This is a genomic window from Ignavibacteriales bacterium, from assembly GCA_016700155.1.
GTDB lineage: Bacteria > Bacteroidota > Ignavibacteria > Ignavibacteriales > Ignavibacteriaceae.
Genome location: CP065001.1, coordinates 876,422 through 893,073, shown reverse-complemented (window position 1 = coordinate 893,073; position 16,652 = coordinate 876,422). Strand labels below are relative to the sequence as shown.

Here is a 16,652-nt window from a genome sequence, read left to right as displayed (position 1 = left end):
AGTTCGCTTCAATTATTTCACTTAACCTATATAGGAAAAGTAATGACCAAACATAGTGATTCGTCTAAACATCTGCAACTTGTACCACACAAAAATTCATCACACCTATTTGACATCAAATTACAGCTCGAATTTCAAACCCGATTTATCGGTAAACTTGATATTACTGATAACGGAACATTAATCCTTAATCGAAGAAAAGAACATATACTGAATAAAATTAATGCCTTTGGAATTAATTACGAGTTACTCTCAGATGAAAGAATAAAATTTAAGTGGATAAAAATATTTTGTGAAAAAGATATATATATATCAACTCGTGAATATTTTTTAATAAAGGGTAAAACATTTCAATTCGGAAATAAGGGGTATGAATTGCAGAATTTTGTGCCACTATCCGAATTAAATATTCTGACCATAAAAAAATTTGAGATAGCAAAGAATAAACAAGGTTACTTATTCGAGGAGGTCTCTTAATGGAGACCTTACTTGAATATGCTAAACACTACAACTCATTTGAACTCAAAATAATTCCATTAATCATTTCTGAAAATGGAAAGAAACCTTTTGGTAGATGGAAACAGTTAGTAAAAAACCCCCAATCTCTCTCCGATTTAGAAAAGATTAATTGGCATAAAAATATTAATGGAATTGGAGTTATTAATGGAAATTATCAGAGCCTCGATTTTGATAAATGCTCAGATGAAAAATTTATACTAAAACTTGCTGATGAATTAGGAATAAATTCCTGGATAGTAAAATCAGGTTTTGGATTTCATTTCCATTTTGAACTTGAGGACATAGAATTTATTCACAATGAATTTGGAATAAAAAGTTATTACAGTTTTGAAGCATTAAATAAAAAAATATTTGACCATTGTGAACTTAGGTTAAGTAGTGTTTATACTGCGCTCCCGCCTTCAAATCATTACAATGGAAATACATACAGCTTTTTAAGCGGAATACCTGAATCAAAACCACAAAAAATTTCGGCAAAAAAAATTAATGATGTATTACAAAAGTATTTCATTGTTAAATCTGGGCTTGTTAAAGATATTAATTCAAATGCTGGAAACGAAATCCTTGACTATCTCACAAATGGAGTAAGTGAGGGGAATAGGCATAAGGCTTTAATAAAAATTTTCGGGACACTTTTTAATCAGGGGATAACAAAAGAATTTATTAAAGCTCAGATTGAAAATTGGAACCTTAGAAATAATCCTCCGATTAATGATAAAGAACTACAAAAACAGTTTAATGATTTATGGAATAGGTACTCAAAAGGATTGGATGGTAAATTTCATCAATTCCAAAATTGTTTATTTCAATTGGATTGTGAACCGGAATTGAAACTCAAAAAAATTTTATGCTATGGAGTATTAGAATTTAATAGTGATACAAAGATAATATCAGACTTAGAACTTGATAGCATGGCAATTCAATACCATTTAGAGTGTAAAAAACTGATAACTGACTATGAGCAAAGAACCGGAAAACGAGACCAGATAGTAAGGGTTGGAGAAAAAATGTTTTTAGATACTTTAAAAAAGAAAATTCGTTTTGACTATTTCTTCATATATACTGGAATCATTTCTTATTTAGGTAGAAATGCGACAAAACCGGCGAAAAAAATTTCTCATTCAATAATCAGTTATAGAGCAATCGGTTTTAAAAACTTTACCGATTATCTGGAATCTGAATCTATAAGTACACCGCCCTCACTTAGCAAAGTAAGGAGTGGAATTAAATTTTTAGAAACTGGAGATTTTATTAGGACTTTTAGTTTAAAGAAGGGACAAATGAAATATTTCTCAACATATTTTAAAACAAAAGAAAGTTTGGCGGAATGGGTTATGAATAAAGAAGGGAAAAAATTAGATAAAAAAATTTATGAAGAAGAACTCAGACAAAGAATGTTAGCAAAACTTAGCGAGAAACAAAAAAAATATCAGGACTTAAAAAAGAAACCTATTGACTATATATCTCTTAATCATTCTCAGTAATATGTTTTCTTAAAATGATTTTTTGTATGAATTTCTAATATGAAAATGTAATCTGAAAAAGTAATATGAATATTAATATGATGTTGTCATTAACTAAGTGAGGATATATGCAAACAAATAATAAAAATCTAACCCCGCTAAAAAGTATTCGGGTGCATTGCTTAGAATGTAGCAATCATCAACCAAGTGAAGTGAGAGAATGTATAATTACTGATTGCCCTCTATGGTTATACAGATTAGGTACAAACCCTAAACGTAAAGGGATTAAAAAGGGATTTCAATCCAATCCTATGGAGTGATTTAGTTCTCTTTCAATTCGCTTGTTGAAACGGGAGATTTTGAGAAAAAAAGAAAGCTAATGGATTGGTAGTATATAGGAGAGAACTTACACTTTAATTCATTTTCCTGATTTACCTTCAATTGTTGGATTTTTTCCCTTTGAGGGTCTCCAAGTTGTTCCATCTGTAAAATGTACTTTATCAATAAACACTTTTATCTTAGCGGTATTTTCGTGACCGTACAGAGTCCATTTTCCTGAGTTGTAACTCAGTGGACTAATTGTTTCTTGAGATATTGCACCGAAATTATTGTCTCCATAGAGTCCATCTTTGACTGGATTATCAAATCTATCATAACACAATATTTTTAAAGTATAGGCATCAATAGTCTTCTCACTAATATTTCTTAAACTTATATATGCTTCAGGATTATCAATGGAATTAAATGTAACTGAAGCCTTATGAAAATAAAGCGGGATACCCTTATCAATAGATTTTTTTATTTCCTCACTTGTTTTAAGACTTAACTTCTCATATTCCTCAGAGACCGGTGAAGAAACACTACTTTTATTTTTATAAAGTGAGGTATCATTATTATTTAAATAATTTCGTTGTTCTTTCCTTAATACTTTTAGAGTTTGATTTAATTCATCAATTTTATTTTCAAGTGACTCTATCTCATTGATTGTACTTTTTATTTTTGAATTGAGGCTGTCAGATTTTGTCTGACTATTTACGAATTGAAAACTTAAAAGAGGTAGTATCAAGAATAAAATTTTCATGACAATAGCTATTAGAGTTTTTAGCGATACAAATTATTATAACTTAAGTTGAAAGTAAAAGAAAAATCTTAGCTCTTAAAATGACTTCTAAATTGTCCTAAGTTACAATCATTCAGCAAATAGTCAAACTCATCTTATAAAATCTAATTTTCGTAAATGTAAAAGCCAGCTAAAGTCAAACTTAGAAAAATAACCCACCCCGTCTGACTATACCCCCCCTTTTTTTCTCGAAATGAGTATCAAATCCTATTCTTTATTCATTCCAAATTTACTAATCCACACAATTAAGTCTAAATTCTTATAAAACAATACGTTTACTAAAATATTTTTTTAGGTGATTATTATTGTAATTCATTAGCTTGTTATATTCAAAAACTCACTCAATCCAAGTTAATTAATATTTATCGGAAACCTAAAAAAGTCCTAAATGGTTTTTTCTGAATTTAAAAAATTGTTATATAATTTATACCAGCTTTATACTACAACCCCACCCCGTCTTACATAGGGTGTGTACCCTTCGGAATGGTTAGAAAATTTCTTCAAGTTATTATCTTATTTTTTGATTTTATTAAGTGATTATAAGTTCTTCTTGAAAAGGGAAACTGATTTTTATTTTATACCCTGCCAATCTTTAATTTGTTTAAAACATTTGCTTAAAAATACTTTTGCGATAAAATCAATTCTTTAACTTCTTTTTCATATTGGACTAAGTAAATTCCTTCGACGACTCTTTCATTCCCGAAGAATGTGAACAATAGATTATATTTTGAATATAGAAATAGCTTTTTATAGTCATCGGCAAAATCTATTTCAATTTGAGGTTTGCCCCATTTCATTATTATTTCTTCTGTTTTTTCAAAGTAATACTTATCCATCAGTTCATATCTATCGGTTATTATTGAGACTATTTTTTTATCTATAAAAAACAGAAAATAATCACCGTGATTACGATAAACCCAAATTTCAGGACTACTAAAGATTTTTTGTGGTTTGCCATTCCGAAATTTTATATTACTCTGAGATTCACCCAATTCAAAATTCCCAAGTTTTGTTAGCTTTTCCGGTTTAAACTTGCTTAATATTTCTTTACGTCTTTCATCTCGACTTTCTTCTAAGGACAAAATTTCTTTTTTAATAGGTTTTGTTTTTAAGAATTCATTGTAAACGAAAATACTCAATAGAACTATGGCACTTATTCCACCTAATATCGCTACTACTTTTAGAATTTTATTCCATCTCCATCTATCTCTGGTTATGTAATAAAGCCAAACACTGCATATAAGAATTGTAGATAAAAATATTGAGAGACCTAAATTCAAATAAATTGCCTTTTTTGTATTAGAATATTGATTCGATGAAACTGTTCACTTTCGCACAAAAAAAATATTTTTTTACTGCTGTAACTTATTTAAAATTAATTACTTACAAGTGCAACTAATTTCTTTCAATTTGATTTTGACAGTTCTACGATGTACGTTTGTATTGAAATTCAAAAGTCGAAAATGAAAACAAAATTTATTATTGAAATTAGCCTGAGTGGTTTTGATAGGGCTTCGACTCCCTTGAATTTCCCGCTTGGGCTATTTTCGTTTTAAGTTCTTTGAGAGTCTGAAAAAGAGTAAAATCTTAGGAATTAGTTAACAATTTAGTTAACACTTGGCTAAAAAGATTTGAAATTGATTGATTTTGCCCTGCAACCTTTGGAACCGGAATCCAACATTCTGTCCAGTTGAACTACGGGCGCTTATTTCTTATGTAATTTACAAACTTTTAAAAAGAAAAATATCTGCAAAAATGGCGAATGTGAGTTTCTTTCAAGTTACTTGTTGTTAGAGATGGATTAAATCTTGGGATATTATGATCTGGCAAATCCGATTAATTGCTCATAGTCATTTTGATCTGCTGACTTTAAGGCTTTTAAATATTTTGTTCGTGCTTCACCTTTTCTGATCAGACTAACGCTTCCCCAAGTAAAATATAGTTTGCCAAATCCTTTATTAATTAATATATCTGCAATCAATCTCGAGTGTCTTCCATTACCATTTGAGAATGGATGAATAGCTACTATCCTATGACTGAATCTTACAGCTATTTCGTCTTCCGAAAAAATTTTATTTGCGATCCAGAATTTACAGTCATCAAGCAGTTTTTTCAGTTCGACACTAATCATAATTTTATCAACCCCGATATTTTTATTTGTTTTTCTGAATTCACCCGCCCATTTCCAAATATCACTGAACATCCTTCTATGTAATTCTTTAATGAATTCTTCACTAAGAATTTTATTAATATCAATATTTCTTGTTAAAATCCATTCATTCGCCTTTGCAACGCCCAATTGTTCGAACTCATCAAGTTCACCTCTCGTAGTTATAGTTGGAATTAATAATCCTCTCTTTCATCTTCATCCAGAGGAGTTTGACCATCAGAATAATCTAAATCTAATCCCATAAATATTTTGGTAATTCGTTTCTAATTTTTTCAGCTTTTTCTTTAATAGCTCTATTTATTCTTTCTGCCGAATTTTCCTGGTCCTCAAGTTTCATTGAATGAGATGTTCGCAAGACAATATCTCTGGCAATTTCGTTAGCGCGATCTTCTATCATTTTTTTTAATGAACCATTCTTTGGAACAACTGCATACAGAAAATAACAATTGAGTGCCTCCGCAGTCTCTTTTAGTTTTTGAATGGAGATCGAACCATCCTTCTCTCGCTGCTCAAGCTGGTTAATGTTTTGAGTAGAAACTTTTAATTTTTTTCCTAACTGCCTGAGCGACATATTGATCGTTTTTCTAATTGTATTGATCCAGCCATTTGAAGGCACGGGTATTGTTTCAAATGCTTTTTGGATTATATCAAATTTTTTATCTAACTGTTCAATTATTAAATCTTGTTTTTCGTTTTTCACAGTTTTCACCATTTTTTTACAAAAATAAAGCTATAGGTTGATAAATACAAGAATTATTTCAACCTATATGTTGAATCAATTATCTAAAGTTAAGTACCGATGATTTTTCAATGGAATCTGGGTAAGGCAGACTTGAAAGGAAGGCTAACGTTAAATACCAATCCTTATATGATTTGAAAATATCCAGGCTTTACCATTTAAATAAACTTCTGTCCGGTATGTACCTTTTTTTTCGACAATAAATTCAGCTTCATTGTGCTCAATCTTGTCAATCAGTTTACCGTTTCTGATCAGACGGATTTCTGCTTTGTTTGCAGGCAGTAATACTTTCAGTTTTATTTTATCATACTTTGCGATTGTTTGTCCCATATTAAATACTTTTCTTCCGACTTGCGCATAAAACCTGAACCCTTTTGAATCAGCATGATAGTCGTTACCAATAAAACAACTTCCATTTGCAAGTGCCTCGTAAATTTTCCTCTTTGCATTGTTCAATGCTTTGTCGCTTTTGCCTTTGGTAATCTCTTCGGTGAGAAGTATGTGCGTCCTGATAGATTTAAACAAGACTTTATAGGGAAATATTTCGACTTCAAGAAATCCGAGTAGATTATATTTATGCGCGTGAGCATCAACTCCGCCAATACCAACCACAGGTCTTTTTAAACTAATATCATCCCAAACTTTTAATGTTTCTATAGGGGGACCGACTATAGATCTTAATGGATGAACAAAGGCTTGATACTTGTTTTGTTCAGTAAGGTTCTCCATCCATTCACTCATATGATTCCAGATTTCAATCCCATCAAAATCTTCGGTATTCCACTCAGTCCAGGGATATGGCGGATGCTCTTTCATATGTGATCTTTTTTCGTGCGGATGCGCCAGAAACCCTATTCCGCCTGCTTCTTTTACTTTTCTCACATAATCTTTTGCCGAAGTTCTTGTTGAAAATGTTTGATCTATCCCAAAGGCGAGATAATGGTTTTTATTTTCTTTGTCGTTAATCTCACAACCGACGAGCAGAAGGGTTTTGCCATACCATTTTTCATAGCCTTCATTTAACGCACGCAGTGTATTATGATCAGTAAGGATGATAAAATCCAAACCGATTTCATCGGCATATCCAGCAATTTCATCAACCTGTCCGGAACCATCCGAAAAGATTGAATGCATATGTAATGCGCCAACATATTCAAACATATTACATCAAAATTTATGGATTAAAATAGAAAGAAATTGGGTTATGAAAAAGTAATTAAGTGTTGCGGTTGTATTTCAAATTTGTTGAAAGAAAAATAATTTCTCTCAGAATTTATTAAATGATCTTTCAAAGGCAGACCCTGAAATAAATTCAGGGTGACAACCCCTGGATTTGAAATACCTGCTGGAATTGCCTAGGCTGAATTTTTTAAAATAAAAAAGGTATCCCGCAGGATACCTTTATAAAGAAAATTACTTTCTATTATGGAATAGCGTAGCTTGCTGACATATAAGCAAACGTTGGTCCGAAGTTACCAATGTTGTTCAAACCCTGACGGATAACTTCAACATTTACTGTACCGTCTAATGAGAAGTTTCCAAGCCTGAAGCCTACACCAAATGTAGCACCATAAGGAACAAACTGGGTACCAACTACTTCGTTAATTGTCGTTGCAGTTGCTGCTGATTCATTTGTAACAGAACTTGTAGCACCAACATAACCCATACGTCCGATTAACCAATCATTCATCTTCCATTCTAATCCCAAGTTCCATAACGGGAATGTAAGAGCAGAAGTTTTTAGTTCAGGACTAACGTTAGGAACTGAAGGAGTGGTTATTGATGTAGTTGCAAAAGCAGGTCCACCAGCTAATAAGAAATCACCAACCTGATAGTTGATACCAAATCCCGCTGTGATTGCTGTAACAGATGGTAAGTCAACAGAAGTTGAAGGAGATACTGTTCCATTATCAGCAGTACCTGAGGCTGTCAGGAATCCTACAGTAGGAACAAAAGATAATTTTGAAGTATATCTCCAGAATAATCTGGCATTAACACCAATTATTGTCTGGCTTACTTTACTTTCTGTCTGACCAGTAGCAGATGGTTTAAAAGTAGCGCCTGGAAGAACAAATGAAGCACCAAGATCTAGTTTAAGGTTACCACTAATCTGTGCAAGAACACCAGCATTAATACCTATTTGACTAGCAGAACCTTCGGTACCGCCACCACCTGCCGGCGTATTATCATTTTTGGTAGATGCATAAGCAATACCCAAACCAACAGATGTTTTTCCAAAAGTCATTGTTCCCATTATTTCAAAGTTATTTTGTAAACCAATTACAGCACCGGGGACAATGCTGTTTAAAGTATTTACAACACCCTGACCAAGTAATCCACCTGGATCAAGTCTTGAAATTGAGAAGCCGTTGAAATCATTACGAGCCAAGATCATTCCGAGTGTGAAGTCTTTACCAACGCCAAAATTTGCAGATACAAATTGCCCTGCGTTTCCCCCGCCTTGAGCGCCTAAATCACCGAATAAAAAGTTGTCATATACCGCACCCCATGCCGGGTTGATGGTAGAAGAGTAAGGATCCATAACATATGGGTTATTTCCCATACCCAGCAGTCGAGCATAACCACCGGTCTTTTCTACATTTTGCGCAAATCCTGAAGTGATTAAGAACAATACTATTGCAAAGGAAGCAAAGTATCTACGAATCATATGACCTCCAAATTTATTAAATAAAGTTTGGACCTGAGTTTCCTCAAGTTTTAACGAAAGCAAACGTATAATTTTACTTTGTAAAAGTCAACCAAAATTTTACAGTTAAATTTAACTATAACTTAAGTTATAGATTTCCTTGAAGGTTTTACACGATTTTCTTTCGCTTTAATCATATTTCTTAATGAGTTAAGACGAAAAAAATGTTGCATAAATTTTTAATAGAAGTGTTAATTAAACTAAAACCGGGTGGTGAGATCAATAAGTATTCTGCCCTGTGAATTATTTTTTTCAAAGTATCCTTCATAACCGATGTTAAAATATGTTCTATCAATTATTCTTATTGAACAATCAATATTTACATTATCCTGTTCAACTTTGTTGCTGTTGATAATATAGGTGTAGTTTGTACGGCGACAGCCAAGCGAAAGCTCAGCATCAAGTTCGTTTATACTTTTTGTAATTCTGAATCCATAAATAGAACCATCAACATAACTGCTTGAGATATTGTTGTAGGAAAGCGTTGCGGAAATTTCTGCAAATGGTATTCTGCTATATGTTACATATCCATTATAATTTTTTGAAGGACGAAGATCATTTTTTGAATTTCTGTAACCTCCTCCGAGTCCGACGTATAGGTAATCTACCGGATTAAGATTCATCCGCAATGTTGCGCCCTGTCTTGTTTCATTCTCAAAGACACTATCAATAAAATTCTTAAAGGTCTCGTAATAAATTACATTCTTCCTGGCATCATATGATCCTGATATCGAAAATATTCTTGATGGTGAGTAGCGGATCATTGTATAAAGGCTGGTCAGAATAAATTCATTACTTTCTTTTTCCAAAATCTTTTTATAAAGATCAATCTCTGATGAAAGGAATAGATTCACCTTCGGTAGAATAGAGTTATTATGCTGCAGATAAATGAATCTTCTGTCTGTTTTAAAATTGTTTGTCTGCTGAACGACTCCAATAGTATTTTCCATCAGACTTCCATTGACGGAGTCAGTTCTTCCATAGTAACCACCGAACTGGAACAACTTACTGTTCCATCCCATATCTGAAAAATTGGGTCTTGAACCTGCTATAATCCCGAAATAATTTTCATCAAAATATTTTTCAAACTGAATACCGTCGATTGAACTTATGTTTGTTATTTTACGATTGAGATGCCTGCCAGCCCAAAGGTTTGTCGTTTCATTGAACTTATAGTTAACTGACAGATCATAAACTCTTAAACTTCTTCCGAGGTTATCTGTAACAGAATTCCATTGATCAGCGCGGTAGGAAAAACTTGTATATGTGCTGACGGAAAAACTACTGCGGGCGATTTCATTTGCATTCAGAGATAGTGTGTATCGCCATCTCTGATACTCTCCCCTCTTATCATAGTTTGTAAGATTGGTGTATGATTGAGCAGATATCCTTCCGCTGAAAGATGGTTTCGATCTGATTATTCTGTTATTAACATTCGTCTGCTGTCTTTCTATTAATGTATCCGATAACTGTAGGTTATAGCTTAAAGTATCATCAGGGATTATTTCTTTTTCCTCAATTAATTTTGCCTTAGCAAAAAGCAAATCATTTAGTTTCAATTTCTTTCCATTTAAAAGTTCGCCGGCACAGGAAGTAGATGAAATGTGCCTAACGATCACGACCGGGATAAGCTTGCCGGATTGTTTTTCAAAAAGTGAATCACCGGCTGAAATCCCTGCTGTATTATCAAACTTAACGTAAACATTTTGCGATGACATATAGGTGATCATTCCAGATTTTTCAACTATGGTATATTCCTGCCCGAATGTGCTATAAGTGAATAACCCGACTACCATTAATACTATTAATGTTCTCATCGTGAATCAAACCTTCTGATCTTTCCGGCATTATCATTATCCCAATTAAAAGTTGAATGACAGTCCCAGCAATTAGTTGGATCGCCAATTTCATGTTCATCAAGAAAATCATCTAAATGACAACTTATACATTGCGGCTGATAGTTTGGCTGTGAATGACATTGACCACAGGATACATTATTATGATCATTTGAGATCGGATAAAAGCTGTGATTGAATGATCCCTGGTTCCAGTTGTTTTGATTGTGACAAGTCAAACAATCGTGTGAAAAATTCAGTACTTGATGAGGCGGATCTGTAGTGGCAGTAAACTCAGCCTGGTGACAGCCATAACAAGTGTTCGGAGTATTGTTATAGTTGCCATTGTGACACGTTACACAATTATTGCTAATCAATGCATGCGCGCCAACAAGTTGATAATAATTATTATGAACAGAAAATGTTGCAGGCTGCCAATCAGGATTTGTAGTGTGACAGGTCTGGCACTCAGTTGAAAGTGATAAAGCTGTATGGCTTGGATTTGTCGCCTGAACATAGTTTGCATTATGGCAATCATTGCAAATCGTTGATGTTCCTGTATAACCGGATTCATGACAATCAATACAGTTAGTGCTTGTGTGTGCACCCGTCAGAGGAAAATTCGTCTGCTGATGATTAAAACTCGTCTGGTTCCATGCTACTGAGTTGTGACACAATTCACAATTTGTCGGATAGTTTTGACTTAAGTGGTTCGGTGCTGAATTATAGTTCGATTGATGACATGAAATACATGCAGAATTTAATCCGGTAGTCGTTCCTTCGTGACATCCTGAACATTGCAATTGATTATGAGTTCCGGTCAATTCAAAACCCGTTAGCGCATGATTAAATGTAGAAGGAATCCATGCTGTTGTGGTATGGCATTGTTCACATAGTGTTGGTAATCCCGCATTTTGATGTTCAATATTGAATTGCTGCTGGTGACATCCAAAACACTGATCAGGAGTTGTTGTATAATTTCCATTATGACAAGTTGAACAATCATTCGCAATTTCAGAATGTCTTCCGGTTAATTCAAAGTACTGATTGTGCTGAGCAAAACTTGCAGGCTGCCAATCCGGATTAGTGCTGTGGCATGAAGCACAGTCAGTTGAAATTCCTAACTGCTGGTGATTTGGATTTGTCGAAGCTGAATAATTCGTCTGATGACAATCAACACAAATGGTTGATGTGCCTGTGTATCCTGAGCTATGACAGGATTCACAATTAACAGAAATATGTGAACCGGTCAAGGGGAAATTTGATTGCAAATGATTGAACGCTCCTTCAGCACTTCCGTCAGGGTGACAAGCTAAACATTGAGCGCTAGCATAAACATAACCGCTAACACCCTGGTGCTCATCATCCATATCATTCTGATTATGTTCGTGACAATCGATACAACTGAACACAGCATAGTTTGAAGGAACAGTATGACAATCCGAACAACTATTCCATTCGTTCCGGTGCTCACCTGAATAGATCGGAAAGTATTGTGCATCGTGATCAAATGTTGCCGGCTGCCATGCATTCTGACTGTGACAAGTCATACAATCTGTAGAAAAACCTGTGGAAGCATGCGGAGGATTAGTTGTATTATTATAATCTGTAGTATGACATTCATAACAGGTATTAGGTGTAGTTGTATAATTACCGTTATGACATGATGCACATTGATTTGCTATAGTGTTATGCGCACCGATTAATTGATAATAATTGTTATGTAATGCAAACGTAGCCGGTTGCCAGTCAGGGTCTGTTGTGTGACAGCTAACGCAATCAGTTGAAATACTAAGTGAAGTATGATTTGGATTTGCTGTAGAATTAAAGTCGCTTTGATGGCAATCGACACAGATAGTTGACGTTCCGGTATAACCGCTTGTGTGACAGTCACTGCAATTAACTGCAAGATGCGAACCTGTTAAAGGGAAATTTGATAACTGGTGATTGAATGCATTAGCCTTGCTTCCATCGGGGTGGCAGCTTAAACAAGCCTCACTCTGATATACATATCCTGCTACACTACTATGTTTGTCATCCATTTCATTCTGATTGTGCTCATGACATGTTATACATGAAAACTCTGCAAAATTATTTGGATTAGTATGACAATCAGAACAATTATTCCACTCATTTCTGTGTTCGCCTGAATATATCGGGAAGTACTGTGCATCATGTTCGAATGTTGCAGGTATCCACGCCGAAGTAGAATGACATGAAACACAAGTGGTTGGAAAATTAGCAGCAATATGATTGGGGTTTGCCGCGGATGTATAATCAGTCTGATGACAGCTATAACAGTCAGTAGGTGTATTAGAAAAACCTGATGAATGACAACTGCTGCAATTTACATTTACATGCGCACCTGTAAGTGCAAACTGAGTTTGATTATGATCAAATGAAGTTGGCGACCATCCCGCAATAGTGTGACAATTGGTGCAGGTAGTTGGAAAGTTTGCGGATATATGATTCGGATCCTGAACTCCCTCATAATCGGAGCGATGACATGAATAACAATCCTGATTCAATCCCTGGAAATTACTTCCTGCTGTATGACATGAGAAACAGTCAGCAATTGCATGTCCCTGAACCAGCGGAAAAAAGTCATGTGCAAAATCAGTCTGGCTCCATTCTGTAGCTGTAATACTGTGACAATCTTCACACGTAGTTGCGAATCCGGCAGCGAGGTGATTTGGAGCGGTTGCGGAATTGTAGTCAGAAAAATGACAATCAAAACAGGTTATTCCTAAAGGTCTGAAATTCAGAGAATGATATTCTGTGTGACACGAATTACAATCCGCAGTTTGATGAGATCCTACCAGCGGGAATCTGCTTGCCTGGTGAAGAAAATTAATATCTTTAACAATCCACGATTGCGGTGTGTGACATCTGGCGCAATCAAAACCTGTTGTTCCCTGGTGAATATCTTTGTGACAGGAGAAACAATCCGGCTTCGCCTCACTGAATACCAAAGTTGAGTGACACGATCTGCAATCATTTGATTTGTGCTGCCCCACAAGTTCAAATCCGGTTGTGCTATGATCAAAGGATAACTTTTCGGGAACGATTTTCCACGAGGTCGATTCATGGCAATCAGAGCAATCGATATCCAGACCATCTCCGTGCGGCGATTGTGCAAATACAATGGCTTCAGCCAAAACGAGTATTATCAGGAATGACAGGATGCGCATTTAAAATCTTCCATTTTAAATTTTACAAACAGACTGGTTTCATATGATTCAACTTTATGACATTGAATACATTTTAATTTTTCATGAGCACCTTTTAGGGAGAATCTTGTTTTTTCATGATCAAATTTTTCAGGTTTCCAGTTATCAAAAGTGTGGCAGTTTGAACAGTCGGAAGTTTCGCCGACTTTAAATTGACCGAAATGAATATCGGTATGACAGAATTCGCAGTTGGACTTTATCGAAGAAAAAATTGTCACTGTTTTTGTCTCACCCTTTTTATTATGGCAATCAGCGCAAGTAGCTTCTGAATGTTTCCCCAGTAATTTAAAATCTGTTTTGTTATGATCAAACTTTATAGTATGCCAAGCGTCAACTGAGTGACAGGAAGAGCAATCATTATTTGATAAATATTCTGCTGCCAGCTCAGTCCGATGTATATTTTGATGACAATCTATACACTTTAAACCAATTTGTCTGAACTTCCAGGGTTCTTCATCTTTCCTGTGACAATTTATACAGGGCACTGCCATATGCATACCGGTCAAAGCAAAGGCTGCCTTTTGATGATTATCATATCCAAATAAAGATGGTGAAAATCCTGTTTCTGTATGACATTCCTTGCAGTCTTTCGTTTTATCATTTAAAACAAATGCACCTTTATGATAATCTTCATGACAATCAAAACAATTTTCATGCTTTATTTTTTTTGTTAAACCTTCTTTATGACAATTATCACATTTGACACGTGTATGCCTTCCAGCTAATGGAAATGAAGTTTTATTATGATCGAAAGAACCAGTATTTATCTGTTGAAAAGAAACTGTCGAATGACAACTCTGACAGTTAGAACCAAATTTTCCCTGGTGAGGATCTTTATGACAAGATGCGCACGTTGCAAAGGAAGTTCCTTTAAATTTTACAAAATCTTTTCCGTTCCTTTTTTCAGAAAGATGACACTTGCTGCATTCAACTTTTTCATGTGAACCGGATAATTTGAATGCGGCTTTGTTATGATCAAACGACGTAACAGGCTTAAACGAATTATTATTGTGACATGAACCGCAATTGTTACCAAGTGTGGTTTGATGTACATCTTCATGACAACTTGCACATTTTGTATCAAGTCCCAGGTAAGTTGATGATCTTTTTTTCAACTTAGAATCACTGATAAATTTTGACTGATGACAATCCTTGCATTCTTTTTTCTGGTGAACTCCTTCAAGATTAAATCCTGTTTTTGAGTGATTAAAATTGTCGGGATTAAAATTTATTATTCTAAAATTCCTGCCGTGATGTTCGCTGTGACAGGAATAACATTCTTTCCCTTTAACCTCACTGCCTGAATGATATCCTCTTCCTGCATTTATCAGTGCTTTTATTTCTGTATGACAATCAAGACACTTTGAGTTGTACACCTTTTCTCCAAGTTCATGACATTTTGTACAATTGCTCATCCCTTCCAGATCAGCATGAGCTTTAGTCAAATCGCCCGGTGAGATCTGCGCATAAATAAAATTGCTCAATAGCAGGAGTATAAAACTTGTTAACAAAATATTTTTAAACATTGGACGTCTGCTACCTGTTATGCTTAAGGATTGCATCACCAAATTTTTTAGCGATTGTTATACCGATCTTTTCAAGAAATTTAGTTGGCAATTCACCTCCGGCAAAAATGTACACAAGATCATTGCTGATTTCTTTTTCAAAATCATCAACCTGAAGAATAACTTTATCATCAAGAATTTCTTTAATGTTTGTATTAAAGTATACACGAACCAGTTTCGTATTTGCAGCGGATTCAATTTTTTCCAGGTTTCTGGGCTTTAACCTTGAAAATGATTCACCGCGGTATGCGAGTGAAACATGATTCCCTTCATCAGATAAAAGAAGTGCAGCTTCTACCGCTGAATCTCCACCTCCGATAACAAGTACGTTCTGATCATGAATCAATTCGGGTTCCAGTAATCTGTATGAAACTTTTTCTTTCTCTTCACCAGGCACACCAAGTTTTCTTGGAGATCCTCTTCTGCCGATTGAAAGCAAAACTCCGTTTGATTTATAAGTACCCTTTGATGTTTTTACAATGAAACAATCATCTGTTTTTTCAATAGCTTCAACTTTTTCCTGCTCATTGATTTTTATTTTATTTTTGTCAAGCACTTCATACCACAAATTAAGCAGTTCAGTTTTAGTTGTTTCAGAAAGTTTTACTTTGCCGTGAAGAGGCAGATCCATAGGCGAGGTCATAACAATTTTTGCACGGGGAAAATTATAAACCGTTCCGCCCAAACTATCCTGTTCAAGAGTAAGGAATTTTAAATTTAGTTTTACGGCATTAAGTGTTGCTGAAATTCCCGCGGGTCCGGCACCAACTATAATAACATCATACTCTGCGTTACGTGATCTCTTTATTTTTTGTGAAAGATGCTGCATTGCCTGTTTACCCTGTTCAACAGCATTTTTAATTAATCCCATTCCTCCAAGTTCACCTGCTATAAAAAGTCCTGGAATACTTGTTTCAAAATCCTGGCTTATGTGAGGCAGTTCAACCCCGCGTTTCTCAGTGCCAATACATAAAGTAATTGCCTGAACGGGACAGGCATGAAAACATGCACCATGTCCAACACATCTTGACGCATTTATTGTTGTTGCTTTCCCGTTCACAATACCAAGAATATCTTTTTCCGGGCATGCAGCAACACAGGCACCGCTTCCTATACAACTATCAGGATCGACAACCGGGTGCAATGAAACGGGTTCATGAAATCCTGATTCTTTGGCTTTAAGAATTTTTTCCTGGTTGGTTTTACTTTTGGCAGCGTTTCTTCGCAGGTACATATAAATGACGAGCGCAATCAGAAGAAATGTGATACCATATACTATTATATTTTCTATTATTACTTCCATT

At 34.8% G+C, this 16,652-nt stretch carries 11 protein-coding genes and 1 pseudogene; 2 read left to right on the top strand and 10 right to left on the bottom strand.

What is annotated here, in order from left to right; translation table 11 throughout:
- Window positions 1–42: 42 nt before the first annotated feature.
- Window positions 43–477 carry a hypothetical protein gene (locus IPM56_03540; GenBank protein ID QQS37039.1) on the top strand — a complete coding sequence of 145 codons (435 nt, stop codon included), beginning with the start codon at window positions 43–45 and terminating at the stop codon, window positions 475–477.
- The gene (locus tag IPM56_03535) at window positions 477–2,003 is read left to right on the top strand and encodes a primase C-terminal domain-containing protein (GenBank protein ID QQS37038.1); all 1,527 of its coding nucleotides are present in this window, start codon (window positions 477–479) and stop codon (window positions 2,001–2,003) included. The genes IPM56_03540 and IPM56_03535 overlap by 1 nt, the downstream gene beginning before the upstream one ends.
- A gap of 397 nt (window positions 2,004–2,400) precedes the next feature.
- On the opposite strand, the gene IPM56_03530 is transcribed toward IPM56_03535, so the two are convergent.
- From IPM56_03530 to IPM56_03485, 10 genes and pseudogenes are all read right to left on the bottom strand, one after another.
- The gene (locus IPM56_03530; GenBank protein QQS37037.1) at window positions 2,401–3,063 is read right to left on the bottom strand and encodes a hypothetical protein; all 663 of its coding nucleotides are present in this window, start codon (window positions 3,061–3,063) and stop codon (window positions 2,401–2,403) included.
- Between the two features lie 653 nt (window positions 3,064–3,716).
- Window positions 3,717–4,382, bottom strand: a complete 666-nt coding sequence (locus tag IPM56_03525) for a hypothetical protein (GenBank protein ID QQS37036.1) — start codon at window positions 4,380–4,382, stop codon at window positions 3,717–3,719.
- A gap of 536 nt (window positions 4,383–4,918) precedes the next feature.
- Window positions 4,919–5,514: pseudogene (locus IPM56_03520) on the bottom strand (mobile mystery protein B).
- Complete coding sequence (locus tag IPM56_03515; GenBank protein QQS37035.1) at window positions 5,505–5,984, bottom strand: mobile mystery protein A; 480 nt, start codon at window positions 5,982–5,984, stop codon at window positions 5,505–5,507. Before IPM56_03515 ends, IPM56_03520 begins: the two are co-directional and overlap by 10 nt.
- 138 nt (window positions 5,985–6,122) lie before the next feature.
- On the bottom strand, window positions 6,123–7,172 hold the full coding sequence (locus IPM56_03510; protein QQS37034.1) for a PHP domain-containing protein: 1,050 nt from the start codon (window positions 7,170–7,172) through the stop codon (window positions 6,123–6,125).
- Between the two features lie 262 nt (window positions 7,173–7,434).
- Window positions 7,435–8,679, bottom strand: coding sequence for a hypothetical protein (locus IPM56_03505; protein QQS37033.1), 1,245 nt, complete (start codon window positions 8,677–8,679; stop codon window positions 7,435–7,437).
- A gap of 239 nt (window positions 8,680–8,918) precedes the next feature.
- The gene (locus IPM56_03500; GenBank protein QQS37032.1) at window positions 8,919–10,535 is read right to left on the bottom strand and encodes a hypothetical protein; all 1,617 of its coding nucleotides are present in this window, start codon (window positions 10,533–10,535) and stop codon (window positions 8,919–8,921) included.
- Window positions 10,532–13,744 (bottom strand): hypothetical protein, encoded by a 3,213-nt coding sequence (locus IPM56_03495; protein ID QQS37031.1) that lies wholly within the window; start codon window positions 13,742–13,744, stop codon window positions 10,532–10,534. Before IPM56_03495 ends, IPM56_03500 begins: the two co-directional genes overlap by 4 nt.
- Window positions 13,723–15,309 (bottom strand): cytochrome C, encoded by a 1,587-nt coding sequence (locus IPM56_03490; protein ID QQS37030.1) that lies wholly within the window; start codon window positions 15,307–15,309, stop codon window positions 13,723–13,725. Before IPM56_03490 ends, IPM56_03495 begins: the two co-directional genes overlap by 22 nt.
- 10 nt (window positions 15,310–15,319) lie before the next feature.
- Window positions 15,320–16,651, bottom strand: coding sequence for an NAD(P)-binding domain-containing protein (locus tag IPM56_03485; protein QQS37029.1), 1,332 nt, complete (start codon window positions 16,649–16,651; stop codon window positions 15,320–15,322).
- Window position 16,652: the final 1 nt, after the last annotated feature.